Below are 21,469 nucleotides of genomic sequence, written 5' to 3'. Positions count from 1 at the left end.
GCAATGCCCCTGCCCCTACGCGGCGGGAACGATGCGATCTCCGGTTTTCCGCCTTCTTCCATCGAAATGGAGCCTGCCCGACCATGCTGGAAATGAAATCGCGCTGGGCACCCTATTGGCAGGCCGCGCCGCTCGCGATCGTCTTCCTGATCTTCTTCGTGCTGCCGCTCCTGGTGACCCTTGCCGTCAGCTTCTGGACCTATACGGGCTACTCGATCGAGCCGGCCTTTGTCGGCGACAATTACGCGACGGCGTTCGACAAGTGCCTGGCCTCGCTGCCGGACCTCTGCACCACCTTCCGCACCTATCTTTCGACGCTGAAATTCTGCCTGATGGTCTGGCTGATCACGCTCGTGCTCGGCTTCACGATCGCCTATTTCCTCGTCTTCGAGATCAAGTCCAACAACATGCGCCTGATCCTGGCGCTGGTGACGACGATCCCGTTCTGGACCTCGAACGTCATCCGCATGATTTCCTGGATCCCGCTGCTGGGGCGCAACGGCGTCGTCAACCAGTGGCTGATGAGTGTCGGCCTCACTTCCGAACCGCTCGACTGGCTGCTCTATTCGAATTTTTCCGTGGTGCTGGCGCTCGTCCACCTCAACACCGTCTTCATGATCGTGCCGATCCTGAACTCGATGTCGCGCATCGACAAATCGCTCGTCGAGGCCGCCTATGACACCGGCGCCTCCGGCTGGCAGACGCTGTGGAACGTCATCATCCCGCTGTCCAAGACCGGCATCGCCATCGGCTCGATCTTCGTCATCACCGTGGTGATGGGCGACTTCATCTCGATCGGCCTGATGGGCGGCCAGCAGATCGCCTCCGCCGGCAAGGTGATCGAAAGCCAGATCAACGCGCTTCAATTCCCGATCGCCGCCGCCAACGCCGTCGTGCTCCTGGCCATCGTTCTGATGATCATCTGGACGCTGCTGCGCTTCGTCGACATTCGCAAGGAGCTCTGAGCATGACCGAAGGACGCTCCCGCGCATTCTACGTGCTGTCGGCGGTTTTCGCCCTCTATGTGCTGTTCCTCTACGGCCCCACCATCACCATCCTGGTGCTGTCGTTCCAGGGCCCGAACGGCGGCATGACCTTTCCGATGAATGGGGTCTCGCTGCACTGGTTCCACAATCTGTGGGCCGGCATCGGCGTGCCCAACGTGGTCGACGCGCTGATCAACTCGCTGAAGCTGGGCCTCGTGGTGACGCTGGTCACCGTGGTGATCTCGGTGATGGCCGGCTATGCCTTCCGGCAGAAGTTCAAGGGTTCCAACATCCTATTCTTCACCGCGATCGCCAGCCTGATCCTGCCCTCCATCGTCGTGTCGCTCGGCATCGCGCTGGAATTCCAGCTGTTCAACCAGACCATCACCGGCCTCGGCGACCGCCTGGTGGAAAACTATGTCGACATCCCCGACCCGACGATGTGGACGAACTTCCTCGGCAATATCGGCATCCTGATCCAGGACAATTTCCAGACGCTGATGGGGCTGTTCACTTCTGGCCTCGGCGCGCACCTGACCTGGACGCTGCCCTTCGGCCTCTTGATCATGTTCGCCGTCTTCAACCGCTTCAACCCGGCCTATGAGGAAGCGGCGCGCGACCTCGGCGCCTCGTCCTGGCAGACCTTCCGCTATGTCGTGCTGCCGATGATCGCCCCGTCGCTGGTCGGCGTCGCGCTGTTCGGCTTCACCCTGTCCTGGGACGAGATCGCCCGCTCCAGCCAGACGGTCGGCTCGGTCAATACCCTGCCGCTGACGCTGCGCGGCCTCACCACCACGGTGACCACCCCGGTCATCTACGCGCTGGGCACGGTGACGACGGCGGTGTCCTTCGCCGTCATCGGGCTCGCCATCATCGCCATGCTGGTCGTCCAGCATCGGCGCAAGCGCCATGGCTCCGACGCAGGCAAGGGCACGACCTGAGCGGCCCGGCCGGGCGCGAAGAGCGCTCGGCCTATTCAAGGATGACACGTTCCGCCGCGTCCGGGCCGCCCGGGCGCGGCGGATTGCATTGGCAGGCCATGCACGAGCCGTGAAGTGCGGCCGCGATCCTACTGGAACCATTGGCGATTTGGACCGTTCTCCTTGCGGGTCGCTTGGAATGAAACCAGGATGGAACAAATGATCGCATATCAGGGATATGCCGGCTTTTGGCGGCCCGGGGACATCGTCGAGGACAAGGTTCTCTCGGACAGCCAAAAGGCGGAAACGCTTCTGCATTGGCGGAGGGCGGTCAGCCGGCTGGCGCCCCTTGCATCAGCCGAGGAGCGGGAAGCTTATCAAAAGCTAACCATGGAACTCTCAACCGCGCTGAAACATGTCGACAACTCGACCCCCACGCCGCATATACTTCCGGGTAGATCTCTCAAGCCTTCTTAAACTTGAGCAACGCACAGGAGTGCCAAAATGGTGACCAAGACAGACGGTTCGGACCTCTCCGACCAGGTGAAGGCCATTCAGGCCGAATTGGCCTCGCTGACGGATACAATTCGCAAATTCGGCTCGGAACAGGCGAGCGCCGGTGCTGACGCGCTGCACAACGCCGCTGGCCGCGCCAGCGAAACCTTCCGCGCCTCGGCCGACGAGGCTCGCCGCCGCGGGCAGCGGGTCGCCGAAGATATTGAAGGCCAGATCACCGGCAATCCGGTTCCCGCCGTGCTGATCGCAGCCGGCATCGGCCTCTTCATCGGTGCGCTCATAGGCCGGCGATGAGCGGCCTGTTCCAGGCCCTGACAAGCGTGGCGGCAGCAGCCGCCACGCAAACCACCGTGCGCACCCTTAAGCGGGTCGGCCTTCTGGCGATCGCGGGGGTGTTCATCACCGTTGGCGTCTGCTTCGGCGTCGCGGCCGGCTATCAGGCGCTTGCCTACAGCTACGGCTCGCTGGTCGCCAAGCTGGTCGTGGGCGGGGCTTTCCTCGTGGTCGGATTGATCATCCTGCTGGTGGCGAACTGGCGCAAAGGCCGCCGCCAACAGCAGGAGGTCGGCACCACCAGCGTCGCCCTCGCCTTCGCCATGGGCCTTCTGGGCGGCCTAGCGCGCAAGCGCTGAATTCCCACCGGGCATGATCTCCGGCTGACATCCAAATCGCGGACACAGAGAGGAGCCTTTGACGGGCTCCTTTTTTGTTGGGCGGTCGGCAAGCAGCCGTGCCGCCGAAACCCCGACGGGCCTCAGTCCAGCGCGTGGCTCGAGGGGATGTCGATCTCGCAGACGACGCCGCCCGGCGTGAACTCCAGTGTGACAATGCCGTCGAGCGCCTGGCCGACGCTGCGCTCCAGCAGCGTGACACCGAAGCCGGTCTTCTCCGGCTGCTGCACCATCGGCCCGTTGGTCTCCTCCCAACGGAGGTGAAGCCGATCGCCGTTGCGGATGCCCCAATTCAGCGAGATCCGTCCGTCCGGAACCGACAGCGCGCCATACTTGGCCGCGTTGGTGGTCAGCTCATGCAAGGCGAGACCGATATTCTGCACGGCATCCGGCCGCAGGCTCAGCGTCGGCCCTTCGATGACCAGCTGATCGGAGCCTGGATCGATCGCCTGCGAAAGCTGGGCGCTGACGAGGTCGTTCAGCGTGGCGCCGTGCCATTCGCGGGCGACCAGCAGATCGTGCGACGCCGCCATCGCCCGCAACCGCGCGGAGAAGCGGGTGACGAAGGTCTGCGGATCGTCCGAGCGGGCGGCGGTCTGGCGCGCCATGGCCTGGATCACCGCAAGCAGGTTCTTGGAGCGGTGCGTCAGCTCGCGCATCACCAGCCGCAGATGCAGTTCCTGCTGATGCGCCTCGGTGACATCCACCGCCACGCCCGCCAGTCCCTGCACGCTGCGATCGCGCCCGAGGATCGGTTCCAGCCGGAGCTGGAAATAGCGCTGCTTGTCGTCGAGCGTCATGACGATTTCGCCATGCTGCGCTTCGCCGGATGCCACCGCCGCCTTCTTCATCTCGACGATCGGCTGGCTGCCCTCGCCCTGCCAGAACTCTTCGTCGGTGCGGCCGATCATGTCATCGGCATTGAGGCCAATCGCCGGGTTGTAGACCCAGTTGTAGCGGAGGTCACGATCGTGGCTGAACACCATGATCGAGGAGCCGCGCAGCGCCATGTCGAACCGGGCATTGGCCTCGGCCAGGCCGGAGGTCAGCGCCGACAGGCGCGTCTCGTAGTCATGGCGCTCGGTCAGGTCGACGACGGCGGACGTCAGGCCAATGATCTCGCCGGCACTGTCGCGCATCGGCTCGATCGAGAGGCGCAGATATTGGGAGGCGCCATCCGTCTTGACCACCACGTTGAGCGAAGTCCCCTTCCCGCTCTCCAGGACGCTGCGCTTGGCATCCATCACGGAAGGCGCGACATCTTCCGGGAACAGGTCGGCATCGGTCTTGCCCACAACCTCCTCCGGCGTCAGCCCGCGCCGCGGGTCATAGGCCCAGGTAAAGACCAGGTGCGTGTCCTGGTTGAAGACTGCAATGTCCGAACCGGAAAGCGCTGCCTCGAAACGTTGCTTCGTCGCCGTCAGCTCGCGCGTGCGGACATGCACCTTCTCCTCGAGATCGCTGCGGATGTCGGTCAACTGCCGCATCGTGTCGATATGCGCGTCGATCTCGGATTTGAGATGGCGATTGTTGCGCTCCAGCAGCCGGGGCGACGGCAGGGCGAGCAGCTCCGGAAGCACGTAGCGGATGAGGAACACCGCCACGAGCGCGCTGAGGGCCGCGACGATCTCGAAGACGCGGGCATAGAAGGACGGGCGCAGAACCGGGAAGGCCGCGATCAGGTAGGAGATCGAGATGCCGAACAGCAGCAGGATAAGGGACAGCGCCACGCGCCGATAGACGGGGGGGAGATCGCGGCGACGCCACAGGAACGATATCGCGGCCACCGCGATCGCAAACGTGCTGACCGAAACAATCAGTCTCGGAATCGATCGCAACAGATTTCCGCCCAGCGCATCCGACCCCTGAGAAAGGATGTTGAGCAGCCAATCCATGGAATGGTCCTTTTGCGCGCTGCGTAGATGCGGGAACGATCCGGCCGACCCACCATTGATCTTCCACTACTCCACCCGAAAGAGGAGACGGACAATGAACCGGGACGCAGTCCAAGGCAATTGGAAGCAGTTCAAGGGCTTGGCCCGCCAGCAGTGGGGAAAGCTCACCGACGACGACCTCGCCGTGGCGGCTGGCAAGCGCGAGGAACTGGCCGGCCGGCTTCAAGAGCGCTACGGCATCGCCCGCGAAAAGGCAGAGGCCGAAGTCGACGAATGGATGAAGCGGCTTTCATGATCTGGCGGGAGAGGCCCGGCTTCGCGCCGGGCCTTCGCCTCAGGCTGCGACCGATGCCGTTGAGTTGAAGAACAGAGCCTGGCTGATCGCCGCCTTGACGGTGCGGGGATCGAACGGCTTGGTCAACAGGAACGTTGGCTCAGGACGCTCGCCGGTCAGCAGGCGCTGGGGGAACGCCGTGATGAAGATGACGGGAAGCGTGAAGCCGGAGAGGATATCCTTGACGGCATCGATGCCGGAGGAACCGTCGGCCAGCTGGATATCGGCGAGTACCAGACCGGGCTGCTCGCGCGCAGCGGCCTCGACGGCGTCTGTGCGGGTGCGCGCCACGGCGGCAACCTCGTGACCGAGTTCCTGCACGATGCCAGTCAGATCCATCGCGATCAGCGGCTCGTCTTCGATGATCAGCACGCGGGTGCGGGTCTGGCGATCGATTTCCGCGAGCGCGTCGGTCAGCAGCGGCTGGATGCGCTCGGCGGGAATGCCCATCACGGAGGCGGCATCCTCATCCGAGAAGCCTTCCATCGTGGTCAAGAGCAGAGCCTGCCGGCTTTCCGGCGTCATGGCGGCAAGACGCTGCTGCGCCGTCGTCTCCTGGCGGCTCAGGCCGTCGATGACAACGTCGTTTCCAAGCTGCGTGCCCGACCAGATGGCGTGAAACAGGCGATATAGAGCGATTTTGGGATGGACCGTGCGATCGATGATCGCGGGTGCATTGACGATCGCCAGCAGGCAAGCCCGGACATAAGCGTCGCCGCTGATCTGGCCGCCGGTCAGGGCACGCGCGTAGCGCCGCAGAAACGGCAGATGCGGCGCAAGCGCCTGCGACAGACTTTCGGGCATCTATTCCCCCTTCAAAAGGATCGTTCCAGCCAAGAGAACGCGGTGCGTTCTATTCGGTTCCAAAAATTCCGGAACCTTTTTTAGCGTCCCGCATTGCCACCGACAGAGAGACGCGCCGCACTCACCAACGGAGCGCAAATTGGGCACAGCCAGGACAAGAAACGTGGATAATAACGATAGCAACGCGAAAAGCGCCGAGTTTCGCTCCGCGCCTCCTTCGGCCAACAGCCAGGGCGAGAAAGAGGACTGGATCGGCCGGCAGTTGCGCCGCGTCTTCGACAATTCGTTGAGCGAACCTCTTCCCGACGACATCATGTCGCTTCTCGACCGGATCGACGACGAGCCGTCGAAGTCCGAGCAGTCGCCGCCGAAAGGCGCCGAGTGAGACTGCTGCCGCATATCCTGAAACTGCCCCAAGGCATGGATTGCCACGGAGACAGACATGAAGAATGAACTGGTCGACGCACTGCCCATGCTGCGCGCCTTCGCTCGCTCTCTCAGCGGCAATCGCGATCGCGCCGACGACCTTGTGCAAGAGACTGTCATGCGTGCCTTGGCCAACAAGGACAAGTTCCAGGTCGGGACGAACCTGCATGCCTGGCTGGTGACCATCTTGCGCAACCAGTATTATTCGGAAGGCCGCAAACGCCGGCGCGAAGTCGAGGACGCGGAAGGCACGCACGCCGCCCGTCTGTCCGATATCGGCGCCCAGCACGGCCATCTGGAACTGGACGACTTCCTGCGCGCCATGCAGCTTCTTCCCGACGAACAGCGCGAAGCGCTCGTCCTGATCGGCGCCAGCGGCTTTTCCTATGAAGAAGCGGCCGAGATCTGCGAAGTGAAGGTCGGCACGGTGAAGAGTCGCGTCTCGCGCGCCCGCGCCCGGCTGGAAGAAATCATGAGCGGCGGCGTTCCCTTGCCCCCGGCCGAAACCGCGAAGCGCTCCGCCGACGAGATCGAACAGGCGATGGCTTTGCGCACCGGCTGATCCATCCACCTCAATAGTCCAACAAAAAACCCCGCGATCCGAGATCGCGGGGTTTTTTTCGTCTGGCGCGCTCTAGAGCGTCAGGCCCGACGCATCAGGTGCATGACACCGGAGATCAGGAACAGAACGATCGCGACAACGAAGATGATCTTCGCGATGCCAATGGCCGTACCGGCAATGCCGCCAAAACCAAGAATGGCAGCCACAAGCGCGACCACAAGAAAAAATATCGCCCAGCTCAGCATCAAACCCCTCCATGGGTGTACGCGGTATCACACCGCTCACGCATCTAATGCGGATGGCGGCTGGCGGTTCCCTCTCCTGGACGAGGCTTGCGAGGTCAGCCCGTTGAAATCATTCGTCGGATGCTTCGCGGCCCGTGATCGCGATGCCAAAGCCCTGCAGGCCGACATATTGGCGCTCCTGCGAGGACAGCAGGCGGATCGAGCGGACCTTGAGATCCCGCAGGATCTGGGCGCCGACGCCGATCTCGCGCCAGCGCTCCTTGCGCTGCCGGGCCGACATGTGACGCTCCTCGCCATCGCCCGCGGCCGAGCCATCCGGACGCACCACCGCGGGATCGCGGATCAGCACGAAGACGCCGCGATCGGCGGAGCCGACCTTGCGCAGGGTCGTTTCGAGCCAGCCCTTGGAGTCCGGGCCGCGCGAGATCAGGTCGGAGATCGGATTGGCGCGATGGATACGGACAAGCACGTCGGGCTGCTCGGCGACATCGCCGAAGACGATGGCCAGATGCTGCAGCGGATCGAACGGGGTCTCGTAGACGAAAGCCGTCGCGGTACGGCCGCCGACCGGAACCTGGAAACTGTCGACCACCTTGACGAAGTTTTCGGTCCGGGCGCGATAGGCGATCAGATCCTCGATCGAGACGATCTTCAGGCCATGCTCCTTGGCGAACTCCAGCAATTCCGGGAGGCGCTTGACGGTGCCATCGTCATTGACGACCTCTGCCAGCACGCCGGCCGGCTCCAAGCCCGCAAGGCGCGCCAGGTCGGTCGCAGCCTCGGTATGGCCGGAACGGATCAGCACACCGCCCTCGCGCGAGATCAGCGGGAAGATATGGCCGGGACGGAGGAAGTCCGACGCGGTGCAATTATCATTGGCAAGCGCCTGGATCGTATTGGCGCGCTCCTCGGCCGAAATGCCGGTGGTGAGGCCCACCTTGTAATCGACCGTGACGGTGAAGGCGGTGCGCATCGGGTCGCGGTTGTTGGCGACCATGGGCGGCAGATGCAGCGCCTCGGCGCGATCGGCGTGGACGGGAACGCAGATGATGCCGCTGGTATGGCGGATCATGAAGGCCACCTTCTCGGCGGTTGCCTTCGACGCGGCCATGATCAGGTCGCCCTCATTCTCGCGATCCGTATCGTCGACGACGACAACCAGTTCGCCGGCAGCGATCGCGGCGACGGCTTCTTCAATCGTATTGAGGGCCATGAACCATGTCCGTGAGCGGAAAAGATCCTGTCCTTATAAGCAATCGACCGCCGAGTGCCACTCCGCAAGCGCGCAAAACGGGTTGTCTGATGACCGTATGGGCCTTACCAGTATCGCCACCGTAGAAGCGGCGTTGTTCGGACGCGGACAGAGGAAGAATAGACGAATGGCAGATATCAAGCGTTTTTCCGGTCGGGGAGCGATCGTGACAGGCGGCGCTTCGGGAATCGGGTTCAAGACCGCCGAGCGCATTGTCTCCGAGGGCGGAACAGTCTGTATCTGGGACGTGGACGCAGCCCGGATCGACGCTGCCAAAGCCGCGCTGGGCCCGAACGCGCATGGCGTGCAGCTCGACATTTCCAAGCCTGACCAGGTCGAAGCCGCCGCCAGGACCGCCGAAAGCCATCTCGGCAAGATCGACATCCTGATCTGCTCGGCCGGCATCGCCGGCAAGAACGCGCTCGTCGTCGATTATCCGATCGAGGAATGGCAGCGCGTGTTCGAGATCAACGTCCACGGCCTGTTCTACTGCAACCGCTTCGTCGCGCCGCTGATGAAGAAGAACGGCTATGGCCGCATCGTCAATGTCGCCTCGATCGCCGGCAAGGAAGGCAATCCGACGGCCTCCGCCTATTCCGCCGCCAAGGCCGCGGTGATCGGCTTCACCAAGTCGCTCGGCAAGGAACTGGCCAAGGACAACATCACGGTCAACGCCATCACGCCGGCGACGATCGACACGCCGATCCTGAAGCAGGTCAGCCAGGCGCATATCGACTACATGCTGTCGAAGATCCCGATGGGCCGCTTCGGCACGGTCGAGGAAGCCGCCGCCATCCTGACCTGGCTCGCCAGCGAGGAATGCTCCTTCACCACCGGCGCCGTGTTCGACCTCTCGGGCGGCCGCGCGACCTACTGATCCGAACCCGAAGGGCCCTCTGGCCGACGCTTCGCGCTAAGCCGGAGGGCCTTTCGTCACCTCTCCCTTAGGGAGAGGTCAGGAGATTTCCCCGAGTCTACCCTGCTCTGAGCCCGACTTGCGCAGGCCCAGCGCCGCCTTGCCGGCATAGACGGCGTCGGCGCCGAGCGCTTCCTCGACGCGGAGCATCTCGTTCCACTTCGCCATCCGCTCGGAGCGCGAGAACGAGCCGACCTTGAACTGCCCGGCATCCCAACCGACCGCGAGATGGACGATGGTGACGTCCTCCGTCTCGCCGGAACGCGCCGAGACGATTGTGCCGAAGCCCGCCTTCTTGCCGGCATCGAGCGCCGCCTTGGTCTCGGTGACCGTACCCGCCTGGTTCGGCTTGACCAGCACCGCCGTCGCGGAGCCCTTCGCCGCCGATGCCTCGACGCGCGCCGCGTTGGTGACGAGGAAGTCGTCGCCGATCACCTGGCAGCGGTCGCCATAGCGCTCGGTGAAGGCGAGGAAGCCTTCCTCGTCATCCTCGGCAAGCGGATCCTCGATCGAGAGGATCGGATAGGCGTCGAGCCAGCGCCCGAGCAGGTCGATCATGCCGCCCGTGTCGAGTTCGCGGTCGTCCAGCGCCAGCTTGTAGCGGCCGTTGCGGCCGAATTCGGATGCGGCGATATCGAGCGAGATGCCGATATCGGGGCCGGGCGTGAAGCCGGCATCGGTGATCGCGCCGACCAGTTCGTCGAGCGCCTCTTCGTTGGAATGGAAGGCCGGCCAGAAGCCGCCCTCGTCGGCGACGCCCTGCAGCTTGCCGGCCTTCTTCATCCGGAGACCCGCGGCGCGATAAACCTCGGCAGTCCAGTCGAGCGCCTCGGCGAACGAGCCTGCGCCCGGGCAGATCAGCATGAAATCCTGCACGTCGACCCGCCGTGCCGCATGCGCGCCGCCGCCAAAAATCTGGATTTCCGGCACCGGGATGCGAACCTTGCTGCTACCCGCGAGATAGCGCCAGAACGGCTGGCCCGCCCCTGCCGCCGCCGCATGCAGGACGGCCATCGAGGTGGCGATCAGCGCGTTGCCGCCAAGGCGGGCCTTGTTCGGCGTGCCATCGAGCGCGATCAGCGCCGCGTCGATCCCGGCCTGATCGGAAGCCTCCATGCCGACCAGCGCAGAGGCGATTTCGCCCTGCACCGCCGTGACGGCGCGAACCACATCCAGGCCCCCAAAGCGCTCGCCGCCGTCGCGGAGATCCACCGCCTCGCCGGTGCCGGTTGAGGCGCCCGCCGGCGCGATGGCCCGGCCGATGGCGCCGGAGGCCAGATGGATCTCCGCCTCGACCGTCGGACGGCCGCGCGAATCCCAGACGCGGCGCCCCAGCACCTTGCGGATCGTGGTGTCGGTCACTTCGAAAGTTCCTCTTCCCAGGCGTCGCGGATGGCCGCGAGTGTCGTTGGCGGTGTGGCGATCAAGGGCCGGGCGACGCGACGGACGCGGTCCCGATCCGGCTCGGTGGTGACGTATTCGACCGGCGATTTGCCGTCGACCCGCGCCAGGAACAGGCCGGGCAGCAGGCGCGCAGCGCGCGCTTCGACCTTTTCCCTGGGTTCCCAACCCACGGCATCGAGGTAGGCTTTTGCGAGCGCATCGAACGCGGCGAGGTAATCTTCGCGGGACGTCGGAACCCAAAGACATTTCAGCAGCAGATGGTTCAGGCAGAAGGCGAGATCGAAGGCCGGATCGCCATACCAGGCGCATTCGGCATCCAGGAAGATGGGCCCCTTTGGCCCGACAAGGATGTTTTTCGGGCTGACATCGCCATGCACCAGCGCGATCTTCGTCGCGAGTGTTTCGCGCGACAACGCCATCAGTTGCGGCGCGAGATCGGGATGCGCTTCCGCGGTCGCCTCAAGATAGGGCTCGAGCCGGATCGAGTGGAAGATCGCGTCGGTGTCGAAACGGGCAGCGATCTCGGCCGAATGGGCGGTTGCGCCATGGATGGCAGCGATCGCGCGGCCCACCGCCGCGGCGAAAGCGGGATCGGCGCGGCCGGCGCGCAGTTCCGCCTTCCACACCGGATGGTCCTCGGGCCTCAGATATTCCATGGCGAAGGCGCCAACCTCGGCGTCCTGCGCCAGCACATGTGGCACCGCATCCGGGACGATCCGACCGGCCTGCAGAAGCCATTCGACTTCCTTGCCATTGCGCGATATCGGGGCGTGCCAGTCGCGCGCGACGCGGAGCTTTTCCAGCGCCCGCTTGACCGCGAAGCTGCGCCCTCCCGCCTCGACCCGCCAGATGTCGGACGCCACGCCACCCGTCAGCGGTTCCGCGACGATCGCGTTCGGGTCCTCGACGAGACCGGCGCGCGCCAGCCACGCCGCCAGTTCGCGGTCGATTGTCTCCACCCTCGCCTCCCCAGGCCTCTCGGATCTCCGACCGTTCCTCAGCGGAAACCAGCGGTCCTGTCTAAGGGATTTGCCAGGCAAATGCACCGGAAGAGGAACCGCAGCCCTGCGCCGTGACGCCATTCCCGCTCACCTGTGTCGTCAATATCTCACCCCGCATCAGCCGACGACCTTGCAGAGGACCGGGTCGCTCCCGATCTCTGCATCCTGCGCGACCGGTGTGGGAAAACTTGTGACGGATTTGCCGCAGATTCGCGGGCCGGATGAAGATTCGGCAGCGGCTCTTCCAGCCGCATCTTGACTTAAGGGCATGGCGACGGCATCTGCTGCGAGCGAACATTCATTCGCAAGTCAGTCCGGATGCTTATGACCCAGCTCGCGCAACCTGAAATCACCGAACTCTCGCCGCGCGAAAGCGCGCAGGATGCGCGACGCACGCAGATCCTCGACGCGGCGCGCACCTGCTTTGCCCGCTCCGGCTTTCGCGGCGCTTCGATGCAGGAGATCTGCCTCGAAGCCAAGATGAGCCCCGGCGGCCTCTATCGCTATTTTCCTTCCAAGGAAGCGATCATCGAGGCCATCGCCCAGGAGGAACGCTGCGGCGCTGCCGAGCTGATCGAGACCATGCGCGGAACCGGGCCGCTGCTGGACCGGATGATGAGCTGCGCCATGGGCTATTTCGCCTATATGCGCGATCCCGGTGCCTGCGAGCTGATGGCGGAAATCAGCGCGGAAAGCCTGCGCAATTCCGAGATCGGCAAGCGCTTTGCCCAGATCGACGACAGCGTGCGCGACATCATGCGCGAAGTTTTCCTTGAGGCGATCGAGACGGGCGAAATGCCGCCGAACGCCGATCTCGATGCGACGATCAGCATGCTGCAGGCCGCCGTCGACGGCATTGCGCTGCGCCAGATCAACGACCCCGACCTATCGCTTGCCCGGGTGGAGCCGCTGCTGCGGCGGCTCGTCGCCGGTGTTTTGGGAATGAAAGCCTGAGCGGCATGACGGCGGCGTGAGACCGCCCGTGCCAACCTGACCAGAGGGGCCGCTTGAGGCGGCCGAACGAACATGAAGCGTATGACCCGTCTCGCGGCTTCGGCCGCCTTCGTCGCCGCCATCGCCGCCGGGGCCCTCGCCCTGCCGGACTCGATGTTTTCGGCGTCGGCCAACGAACCCAAGCCCGCTGCGGAAGCTCCCAAGCCGCCGGCGATCACCGTCATTCCCGCTGCGCGCAAGGAGGTCGTCCAGACCGCCATCGTCATCGGATCGCTGGTGCCGCGCGAAGAGGTGCTGGTCGGCGTCGATCTCGACGGCTACCGACTGACCGAGCTTTCGGCCGAGGAAGGCGACCACGTCAAGGCCGGCCAGGTTCTGGCACGGCTTTCGACCGACATGCTTGATGTGCAGCTCGCACAGAACGCCTCGTCGCTCGCCCGCAATGACGCGGCGATCGCCCAGGCCAAGAGCCAGATCGCCGAGGCCAGCGCCGTCGAGGCGCAGGCCAACGCCTCCTTCGATCGCGGCCAGTCGCTCAAGACCAAGGGCATCGTCGCCCAGGACACGCTGGACCTGCGGGAATCGACCGCCAAGACGGCCGCCGCCCGCCGCGACGCCGCCGCCCAGGGCCTGGCGCTCGCCGAGGCCGACAAGACGCTGACCGAGGCGCAGCGCCGCGAACTGGAGCTGCGCGTCGCCAAGACCGAGATCAAGGCCCCGACCGAAGGCCTCGTGCTGTCGCGCTCGGCCCGCATCGGCGCGATCGTCTCCGGCGGCGGCGAACCGCTGTTCCGCCTGGCCGAAGATGGCGCCATCGAGCTCGAAGCACAGGTGCCGGAAGCCGAACTGGCGCAGATCGCCGTCGGCCAGCCGGTCCTGGTTACCGTCCAGGGTGTGCCGGAAGGCATTCCTGGCACGGTGCGCCTCGTTGCCCCGCGCATCGACAATGCGAGCCGGCTTGGCCGCCTGCGCGTCGCGCTGCCGGCCGACGTCAAGGTCAATGCCGGCGCCTTTGCGCGCGGCACGGTTGAACTCGCCCGTCATGAAGGCGTGACGATCCCCGTCTCCGCCGTCGTCACCACTGCCGGCGAAGCCACCGCGCAGGTCGTCGTCGATGGCAAGATCCAGACGCGGCCGATCAAGACCGGCATTTCCGGCAAGGGACTGGTCGAGGTCGTCGAGGGCATTTCGCTGGGCGACGCCGTGGTGCTGCGCGCCGGCACGTTCGTCCGCGATGGCGATGCCGTGACCCCGGTGGAAGCCAAGCGCGAAGGCGACAGCGAGGGAGCGAAGGGATGAGCTGGAACTTCTCAGCCTGGGCTATCCGCAATCCGGTTCCGCCGATCCTCCTGTTCGTCGTGCTTTGCGCCTTCGGCATCGTCTCGTTCATGGGACTGCCGATTACGCGCTTTCCCAACATCGACGTGCCGATCATCTCGGTCACCGTGACCGACGCCGGCACGGCGCCGGCCGAGCTGGAAACCCAGATCACCAAGAAGGTCGAGGACGCGGTTGCCGCCATCACTGGCGTCAAGCACGTCTCCTCGACCATCACCGACGGCCAATCGACGACCGCCATCGAATTCCGCCTCGAGGTCAATACCGACCGCGCGCTGAACGACGTCAAGGACGCGATCGCCAAGATCCGCGGCGACCTTCCGCGCACGGTGGACGAGCCGATCGTCCAGCGCATCGACGTCGAAAGCCAGTCGATCATCACCTATGGCGCGCTGGCGCCGACCATGTCGCCGGAGCAGCTATCCTGGTTCATCGACGACAGCGTCATCCGTGACCTGCAGGCGCTGAAGGGCGTCGGCCGCGTCGAACGCATGGGCGGCGTCACCCGCGAGATCCAGATCCGTCTCGATCCCGACCGCCTGATGGCGCTCGGCGTCACGGCGGCGGACGTCAATCGCCAGCTCCAGATCACCAATGTCGACCTCGCCGGCGGCAAGGGCGAAGTCGGCAGCCAGGAGCAGACCATCCGAACGCTGGCGGGCGCCAAGTCGATCGAGGATCTCGCCAACGCCCGCATCGTGATTTCCGGCGGCCGCGAGGTCCGGCTCGGCAATCTCGGCACGGTCGAGGACCATTGGGAAGAGCCGAAATCCTTCGCTCGCCTCGACGGCAAGCCGGTCGTGGCGCTGGCGATCTATCGCGCCAAGGGCGCCAGCGACGCCTCCGTCGCCGAGGTCGTGGACGCCAAGATCGCCGAGATCGGCCAGACACATCCCGACGTCACCTTCTCGGTCATCGACAACACCGTCCACTACACTTACGGCAATTACGAAAGCGCGATGGATACCCTCTATGAGGGATCGATCCTCGCCATTCTCGTCGTGCTGCTGTTCCTGCGCGACTGGCGCGCGACGCTAGTCGCAGCGATCGCGCTTCCGCTTTCGGCGATCCCGACCTTCTGGGCGCTGTCGATGCTGGGCTTCTCGCTCAACCTCGTCAGCCTGCTCGGCATCACGCTGGTGACGGGCATCCTCGTCGACGACGCCATCGTCGAGATCGAGAACATCGTCCGCCATACCCGCATGGGCAAGAAGCCCTATCGCGCGGCGCTGGAGGCGGCCGACGAGATCGGCCTCGCCGTCATCGCCATCTCGGCGACGATCATGGCGATCTTCGCCCCGGTCTCCTTCATGGGCGGCATCGCCGGCCAGTACTTCAAGCAGTTCGGCCTGACGGTCGCCGTCGCCGTGTTCTTCTCGCTGCTGGTCGCCCGCCTGATCACGCCGATGATGGCCGCCTATTTCATGCGCGCGCCCTATCTCGGCGATGGCTCGGACGGCGAGCCCGTCTATGGCGGCTTCCTGAACGATCTCGGCCGCAAGCTCCGCGCGATGATTCCCATCGCCGTGGTGATCGGGCTCGGTGCGCTCGTGCTGCAGATCACCGGCGAAGCGCTGGTCGGCGTGCCGCTGCTGGGCACGCTCGCCGAACGCGTCGCCTCGATCGGCTGGACCAGGATCGCGCTTGGGGCGCTGGCGCTGGCCGCCGGCTTCGCCCTGGTGCGCGCCTGGCTCGGCCAGCCGCACCCGGCCGAGGAGCATGATGGCCTCATCATGCGGATGTATACCGGCCTGCTCCGGGCGACGCTCGCCCGCGGCATGCGCTGGGTGACGCTCGGTATCGGCATCGCCACCTTCGCGGTCTCGATCTGGGCGACCGGCCTGCTGCCGTCCGAGTTCATCCCGGAAGGCGACGAGGGCCGCCTGATGGTCTCGGTCGAGCTGCCGCCGGGCACCGGGCTCGACGAAACTACCGTCACCACCGACAAGATCGCCGCGGCGCTCGGGCGATTGCCGGAGATCCAGCGCGTGTTCGTCATGGGCGGCACCTCGCCGACCGGCACGCTCGAAACTCGCCGCGCCGCCGTCATCCTGGAGCTCGTGCCCAAGAAGGAGCGCAGCGTCAGCCAGAAGGACATGAAGCCGATCGTGGCTTCGGTCCTCTCGACCATTCCCGACATCCGCTTCTACGTCGTCAACGAACGCGGCGACCGCGAAACCACGATCGCCGTTACCGGACCGGATGGCGACGGCGTCGCCAAGGCGTCGGGCGACCTCGAGGCGGCGATGAAGGCCGACCCGATGTTCCTGAACCCGGTCGCGCTGTCCTCCTTCGCGCGTCCGGAAATCCGAATCGTGCCGAAGCTTGACGAGGCTTCGGCGCTCGGCATCGCGCCGGACCGGATCTCGGAGACGATCCGCGTTGCCACCACCGGCGACGCCGACGCCAACCTCGCCAAGTTCACGGTCGATGGCCGCCAGGTGCCGATCCGGGTCGAACTCGACCGCGTCGCCCGCTCCGATCTTTCGGTGCTGTCGGCGCTGCGCGTACCCTTGCCGGCCGGCGGTTCGGTGCCGCTTTCGACGGTTGCCGATGTCAGCTTCGGCCAGGGTCCGGCGACGATCGAGCGCTATGACCGCGAACGGCTGGTCAAGGTCGGCACCGACATGGCGCATGGCTTTACGTCGGGCCAGGGCACCGAGCGGATCAAGACGATGGACGCCGTCAAGAACTTCCCCGAGGGCGTCCGCCTTCAGGAAACCGGCGATGCCGAGGCGCAGGCCGAGGTGTTCTCCGCCTTCGGCGTCGCCATGGGCTCCGGCATCCTGCTGGTCTTCGTCGTGCTGATCATCCTGTTCAACAGCGTGTTCCAGCCGCTCACCATCCTCGCCTCACTGCCGCTTTCGATCGGCGGCGTGGTGGCGGCGCTGCTGCTCACCAACAACGCCTTCTCGATGCCGGTCATCATCGGCATGCTGATGCTGATGGGCATCGTCACCAAGAACGCGATCATGCTGGTCGATTTCGCGGTCGAGCAGGTCAAGCACGGCATGGACCGCAAGGAGGCGATCATCGACGCCGGCCGCAAGCGCGCCCGACCGATCGTGATGACCACCATCGCCATGGGCGCCGGCATGCTGCCGGCGGCGCTGGCGCTTGGCGAGGGCGGCGAATTCCGCGCGCCGATGGCAATCGCGGTGATGGGCGGGTTGTTCCTGTCGACGATCCTGTCGCTGGTCTTCATCCCGTCGGTCTACACGCTCATGGACGACCTCTCCCGGCTCGTCGGCCACCTGTTCCATCGCGCCTTCGCACCGAACGAGGTCGACGAAGACGAGCCCCATGCCGGCCACAAGCCGACCCCGGCCGCGCCGCCGCTCTCGAAGGAACTGCGGATCGCGGCGGAATAAGGCTGCGATTTCGGCTGTTCAAAGCCCCTCACCCCAACCCTCTCCCGCGCGCGGGAGAGGGCGTCTTCCCTCCGCGGCGCTGCATCGACTTCCGGTTCATGGCTGGCGCCTGGACCTCACCCTTTGGCCGCCTCGGGCTAGAGCCTTGGCCCGCGCGCGGGAGAGGTTGGGCAAGGGTGCTGCTTCTGGCGGCATGCGGCTTCGAAACAGCGTGACGCCCTGTCCTCCGACCGCCTATCCTGCGGGCCACGGAGGAAACCCAGAATCATGATCACCCACTGCGTCTTCATCAATTACCGCGCCGACACCACCGCCAAGACCAAGGTGGCGATCCTCGACGCGCTGCTGGCGCTGCGCCCGCGCATCGACGGCCTGATCAACATCATCGTCGGCAACAACATGAGCCCCGAAGGGCTCGACAAGGGCTTTTCCGAAGGCTTCATCGTGACCTTCCGCGACGTCGCGGCGCGTGACCAGTATCTGGCCGACGAAGAGCACGCCAAGGTCGGCGCTGCCATCGTCGCCGCCGCCGAAGGCGGCCTCGACGGCATCCTGGTCTACGACCTGGAGCACTGAAACGCTTGTCTCCCGCCAACCGCCCTTCAGTGAAAGTCCCGCGATTTCGGGATGATGCGGACGTTGCGCGGGTGGCTGCCGCCGGGGTGGCGGGGCTGTTGCGGGTGGACGAATTCGTCGGCCCGCGACAGAGCCAGGTTCGGGCGGCGGTCTTCGTCGAGGTGATCGAGGTCGCCCGTGCGGTCGATCAGCTTCTTCGCCACGAGATGGACGATGCCTTCCGCGCTCTTCTGGATGTTGCCCTCTACCAGCACCAGCTTGGCGCCGATGATGGTGCGGCGGAACTCGTCGAACAGCCGCGTCCAGACGACGACATTGACGATGCCGGTCTCGTCCTCGAGCGTCATGAACACGACATTGCCCTTGCCGGGACGCTGGCGGACCAGAACGACGCCCGCCGTCCGCGCGAAGGCACCATCGGCCAGCGCCGTCATCGCCGCGGCGGACAGGATGCGCTCGCTCGTATAGCGCTCGCGCAGGAAACGCATCGGATGCGCCTTCAGCGACAGGCGCAGCGTCTGGTAATCGGCAACGACATGCTCGGAAAGCGGCATGGCGGGTAGCGGCATATCCTGCTCGCGGCCCAGTTCGGCCGCATCGGCGGCGGCGAAGAGCGGCAGGATGTCGGAACTGGGCAACCGCCGCACTTCCCAGAGTCCCTGCCGCCGGTCGAGCCCGAGCGAGCGCAGCGCATCGGCGTCGGCAAGCTTTTCGTAAGCCCGCCGCTCCAGCCCCGTATGGCGGACGAGATCGTCCATCGCCGCGAAACCGCCCTCGCCCCGCCGCGCCGCGACCGTCTCCGCCCAATCCTTGCGAAAGCCGTCGATCTGGCGAAAGCCGAGCCGCAGCGCCAGCCCCTTTTCGGTCGGCTCCAGCGTGTTGTCCCAAAAGCTCGCACTGATGTCGACGGGATGGATCGGCACGTCGTGATCGGCAGCGTCGCGCACGATCTGCGCGGGTGCGTAGAAGCCCATGGGCTGCGAATTCAGCAACGCCGCGGCGAAGGCGGCCGGGTGGTGGCACTTGATCCAGGCCGAGACATAGACGAGCCGGGCAAAGCTCGCGGCATGACTTTCGGGGAAGCCATATTCGCCAAAGCCCTTGATCTGCTCGAAGCAACTGTTGGCGAAAGCGGGGTCATAGCCGCGCGCGATCATGCGCCCGACCATCTTCTCCTCATATTGGTGGATGGTGCCATTATGCCGGAAGGTCGCCATGGCGCGGCGCAGGCCATTCGCCTCGTCGCCGGTGAATTTCGCCGCGACCATGGCGAGCTTCATCGCCTGTTCCTGGAAGATCGGCACGCCCAGAGTCCGCGACAGAACTTCCTTCAGCTCGTCGGGATGGCCATGCTCCGGGGATGGCGAGGGATAGGTCGGCTCTTCGAGGCCGGCGCGGCGCTTCAGATAGGGATGCACCATATTACCCTGGATCGGGCCCGGCCGGACGATCGCCACCTGGATGACGAGATCGTAGAACCGGCGGGGCTGCAGGCGCGGCAGCATGTTCATCTGCGCCCGGCTCTCGACCTGGAAGACGCCGATCGAGTCGCCCTTGCAGAGCATGTCGTAAACGGCGGGATCTTCGGAGGGCAAGGTGTGGAGTTCGTGACGCTCTCCGCCCGCCTCCGCTATGAGATCGAAAGCCTTGCGGATGCAGGTCAGCATGCCGAGGGCCAGGATATCGACCTTCATCATGTCGACGGTATCGATGTCGTCCTTGTCCCATTCGATGAAGCTGCGATCCTTCATCGCCGCCGGGCCGCTCGGCACGAGGTCGTTCAGCAGCTTCTGCGTCAGCACAAAACCGCCGACATGCTGCGAGAGGTGGCGCGGAAAGCCGCGCAGTTCCATGGCCAGCTTGACCGCGCGCTCGATCTCCGGGTTTTTCGGATCGAGGCCTGAATCGGTGATGTGCTTGTTCTGGATATCCGAGCCCCAGCCACCGCCCCAGACGGTGCCGCCGAGCGCAACGATGACATCCTCCGAGAGCCCCAGCGCCTTGCCGACCTCGCGAATGGCGCTTTTCGTCCGGTAGGAAATGACGGTGGCGCAGATCGCGGCGCGGTCGCGGCCATAGCGCTCATAGATGAACTGGATCACCTCTTCGCGCCGCTCATGCTCGAAATCGACGTCGATATCGGGCGGCTCCTCGCGCTCCGACGACAGGAAGCGCTCGAACAGCAATTGATGCTGGACCGGGTCGACCGAGGTCACACCCAGGCAATAGCAGACGGCGGAATTGGCGGCGGACCCACGTCCCTGGCAGAGAATGCCGACGCTGCGCGCGAAGACGACGATGTCATGCACCGTGATGAAATAGGCGGCGTAGTTACGCTCCCGGATCAGTGCGAATTCCTTGGCGAGCGTCGCTCGGACCTTGGCGGGGATGCCCTGGGGATAATGACGCTCCGCCCCCTGCCAGGTCAGGATCTCGAGATAGTCCTGCGGGCTCATGCCTTTCGGCACGGCCTCATGCGGATATTCGTATTTTATCTCGTCGAGGGTGAAGGTGATGCGCTTCAGGAAGCGCATCGTCTCGCCGATGGCGCTTGGAAAATCGCGAAACAGCCGCACCATCTCAAAGCCCGGCTTCAGATGCCGCTCGGCGTTGGCCTCCAGCAAGCGCCCCGCCGTCTCGATCGTCGTCTTGTGGCGGATGCAGGTCAAAACGTCCTGCAACGGACGCCGCTCGGTCGCGTGATAGAGCACGTCGTTGACGGCGATGAGCGGCAGCCGGCATTCCCGCGAAAGCTCCAACAGGGCGGCGAGCCGGCGGCGGTCGTCGCCCTTGCGGTAGAGCACGGCGGCGATCCACGCCCGGCCGGGCGCGAGAGCGGCGAGCTTTCGCGCCGCCGCGCCAAAATCTCCCGGCACCCGAGCGGGCGGCATCAGGATGAAGAGCGAGCCCTCTGCATGATCGGCCAGATCGTCGAAATCGAGATGGCATTCGCCCTTCGGCGCGCGACGCTTGCCGAGGCTCAGCAACTGGCAAAGCCGACTATAGGCGGCGAGATCCGCAGGATAAGCGAGGATATCCGGGGTGCCATCGCGAAACACGAGCCGGACGCCGACGACGAGGCGGAATCCGGCAGCCCGCGTGTTGCCAAAGTCCTCGCTGGACCACGCATCATGCGCCCGGACGATACCGGCAAAGGTGTTGCGGTCGGCGATGCCGATGCCTTTCAGCCCCAGCGCATGCGCCTGGACGATCAGTTCATAGGCATGCGACCCGCCCTCCAGGAAGGAGAAGTTCGACATCACGGCGAGTTCGGCATAGGGGCTCATGCAGCCTCGCA

Annotated in this window: 20 protein-coding genes; 13 read left to right on the top strand and 7 right to left on the bottom strand. The window is 65.1% G+C overall.

Going from position 1 to position 21,469, the window contains the following annotated elements; genetic code table 11:
- Nucleotides 1-83 precede the first annotated feature (83 nt).
- The 5 genes from ACHMWQ_RS06810 (at nt 84) to ACHMWQ_RS06790 (ending at nt 3,054) form a co-directional block, all read left to right on the top strand.
- Entirely contained in the window at nt 84-965 is an 882-nt protein-coding gene (locus ACHMWQ_RS06810) for an ABC transporter permease (protein WP_354551810.1), read from the top strand.
- A gap of 2 nt (nt 966-967) precedes the next feature.
- Complete coding sequence (locus ACHMWQ_RS06805; RefSeq protein WP_354551809.1) at nt 968-1,927, top strand: ABC transporter permease; 960 nt, start codon at nt 968-970, stop codon at nt 1,925-1,927.
- A gap of 198 nt (nt 1,928-2,125) precedes the next feature.
- On the top strand, nt 2,126-2,383 hold the full coding sequence (locus ACHMWQ_RS06800; RefSeq protein ID WP_396306853.1) for a hypothetical protein: 258 nt from the start codon (nt 2,126-2,128) through the stop codon (nt 2,381-2,383).
- A gap of 27 nt (nt 2,384-2,410) precedes the next feature.
- The gene (locus ACHMWQ_RS06795; protein WP_266330691.1) at nt 2,411-2,716 is read left to right on the top strand and encodes a YqjD family protein; all 306 of its coding nucleotides are present in this window, start codon (nt 2,411-2,413) and stop codon (nt 2,714-2,716) included.
- A 56-nt stretch (nt 2,717-2,772) separates the two neighbouring features.
- The gene (locus tag ACHMWQ_RS06790) at nt 2,773-3,054 is read left to right on the top strand and encodes a hypothetical protein (protein ID WP_396306852.1); all 282 of its coding nucleotides are present in this window, start codon (nt 2,773-2,775) and stop codon (nt 3,052-3,054) included.
- A gap of 122 nt (nt 3,055-3,176) precedes the next feature.
- Here the strand turns inward: ACHMWQ_RS06790 and ACHMWQ_RS06785 are convergent, their stop codons facing one another.
- Nucleotides 3,177-4,988 (bottom strand): PAS domain-containing protein, encoded by a 1,812-nt coding sequence (locus ACHMWQ_RS06785; protein WP_396306851.1) that lies wholly within the window; start codon nt 4,986-4,988, stop codon nt 3,177-3,179.
- A gap of 94 nt (nt 4,989-5,082) precedes the next feature.
- Here ACHMWQ_RS06785 and ACHMWQ_RS06780 point away from each other — a divergent pair, with 94 nt between their 5' ends.
- The gene (locus ACHMWQ_RS06780) at nt 5,083-5,283 is read left to right on the top strand and encodes a CsbD family protein (RefSeq protein ID WP_354551804.1); all 201 of its coding nucleotides are present in this window, start codon (nt 5,083-5,085) and stop codon (nt 5,281-5,283) included.
- Between the two features lie 39 nt (nt 5,284-5,322).
- Here ACHMWQ_RS06780 and ACHMWQ_RS06775 read toward each other — a convergent pair whose 3' ends face one another.
- Nucleotides 5,323-6,126 carry a response regulator gene (locus ACHMWQ_RS06775; RefSeq protein WP_354551802.1) on the bottom strand — a complete coding sequence of 268 codons (804 nt, stop codon included), beginning with the start codon at nt 6,124-6,126 and terminating at the stop codon, nt 5,323-5,325.
- A 139-nt stretch (nt 6,127-6,265) separates the two neighbouring features.
- Here ACHMWQ_RS06775 and ACHMWQ_RS06770 point away from each other — a divergent pair, with 139 nt between their 5' ends.
- Nucleotides 6,266-6,511: a NepR family anti-sigma factor gene (locus tag ACHMWQ_RS06770; protein WP_354551801.1), complete on the top strand. Its 246-nt coding sequence runs from the start codon at nt 6,266-6,268 to the stop codon at nt 6,509-6,511.
- Nucleotides 6,512-6,568: 57 nt separating this feature from the next.
- Nucleotides 6,569-7,114: a sigma-70 family RNA polymerase sigma factor gene (locus tag ACHMWQ_RS06765; RefSeq protein WP_354551800.1), complete on the top strand. Its 546-nt coding sequence runs from the start codon at nt 6,569-6,571 to the stop codon at nt 7,112-7,114.
- A gap of 80 nt (nt 7,115-7,194) precedes the next feature.
- Here ACHMWQ_RS06765 and ACHMWQ_RS06760 read toward each other — a convergent pair whose 3' ends face one another.
- Entirely contained in the window at nt 7,195-7,359 is a 165-nt protein-coding gene (locus ACHMWQ_RS06760) for a DUF1328 domain-containing protein (protein WP_266337211.1), read from the bottom strand.
- Nucleotides 7,360-7,468: 109 nt separating this feature from the next.
- Nucleotides 7,469-8,572 (bottom strand): 3,4-dihydroxy-2-butanone-4-phosphate synthase, encoded by a 1,104-nt coding sequence (gene ribB, locus ACHMWQ_RS06755; protein ID WP_354551798.1) that lies wholly within the window; start codon nt 8,570-8,572, stop codon nt 7,469-7,471.
- A 166-nt stretch (nt 8,573-8,738) separates the two neighbouring features.
- On the opposite strand from ribB, the gene ACHMWQ_RS06750 reads away from it, so the two are divergent.
- Nucleotides 8,739-9,488 carry an SDR family NAD(P)-dependent oxidoreductase gene (locus ACHMWQ_RS06750; RefSeq protein WP_354551797.1) on the top strand — a complete coding sequence of 250 codons (750 nt, stop codon included), beginning with the start codon at nt 8,739-8,741 and terminating at the stop codon, nt 9,486-9,488.
- A gap of 78 nt (nt 9,489-9,566) precedes the next feature.
- Here ACHMWQ_RS06750 and eno read toward each other — a convergent pair whose 3' ends face one another.
- The gene (gene eno / locus ACHMWQ_RS06745) at nt 9,567-10,889 is read right to left on the bottom strand and encodes a phosphopyruvate hydratase (protein ID WP_396306850.1); all 1,323 of its coding nucleotides are present in this window, start codon (nt 10,887-10,889) and stop codon (nt 9,567-9,569) included.
- Nucleotides 10,886-11,890, bottom strand: coding sequence for a phosphotransferase family protein (locus tag ACHMWQ_RS06740; RefSeq protein WP_396306849.1), 1,005 nt, complete (start codon nt 11,888-11,890; stop codon nt 10,886-10,888). The genes eno and ACHMWQ_RS06740 overlap by 4 nt, the downstream gene beginning before the upstream one ends.
- Nucleotides 11,891-12,256: 366 nt before the next feature.
- On the opposite strand from ACHMWQ_RS06740, the gene ACHMWQ_RS06735 reads away from it, so the two are divergent.
- The 4 genes from ACHMWQ_RS06735 to ACHMWQ_RS06720 all read left to right on the top strand — a co-directional run bounded on the left by ACHMWQ_RS06735 (nt 12,257) and on the right by ACHMWQ_RS06720 (nt 18,171).
- Nucleotides 12,257-12,886 (top strand): TetR/AcrR family transcriptional regulator, encoded by a 630-nt coding sequence (locus tag ACHMWQ_RS06735; protein WP_354551793.1) that lies wholly within the window; start codon nt 12,257-12,259, stop codon nt 12,884-12,886.
- A gap of 72 nt (nt 12,887-12,958) precedes the next feature.
- Nucleotides 12,959-14,185, top strand: a complete 1,227-nt coding sequence (locus ACHMWQ_RS06730; protein WP_396306848.1) for an efflux RND transporter periplasmic adaptor subunit — start codon at nt 12,959-12,961, stop codon at nt 14,183-14,185.
- Nucleotides 14,182-17,595, top strand: a complete 3,414-nt coding sequence (locus tag ACHMWQ_RS06725; protein ID WP_396306847.1) for an efflux RND transporter permease subunit — start codon at nt 14,182-14,184, stop codon at nt 17,593-17,595. The genes ACHMWQ_RS06730 and ACHMWQ_RS06725 overlap by 4 nt, the downstream gene beginning before the upstream one ends.
- Nucleotides 17,596-17,862: 267 nt before the next feature.
- On the top strand, nt 17,863-18,171 hold the full coding sequence (locus ACHMWQ_RS06720; RefSeq protein WP_354551790.1) for a Dabb family protein: 309 nt from the start codon (nt 17,863-17,865) through the stop codon (nt 18,169-18,171).
- Between the two features lie 26 nt (nt 18,172-18,197).
- On the opposite strand, the gene ACHMWQ_RS06715 is transcribed toward ACHMWQ_RS06720, so the two are convergent.
- Nucleotides 18,198-21,458, bottom strand: coding sequence for an error-prone DNA polymerase (locus ACHMWQ_RS06715; protein ID WP_396306846.1), 3,261 nt, complete (start codon nt 21,456-21,458; stop codon nt 18,198-18,200).
- Between the last annotated feature and the right edge of the window lie 11 nt (nt 21,459-21,469).

The sequence above is a fragment of the Kaistia sp. UC242_56 genome, from assembly GCF_044452255.1.
Lineage (GTDB): Bacteria > Pseudomonadota > Alphaproteobacteria > Rhizobiales > Kaistiaceae > Kaistia > Kaistia defluvii_A.
Note: the sequence above shows the minus strand (reverse complement) of the source record. Positions and strands in the feature narration are given on the sequence as shown.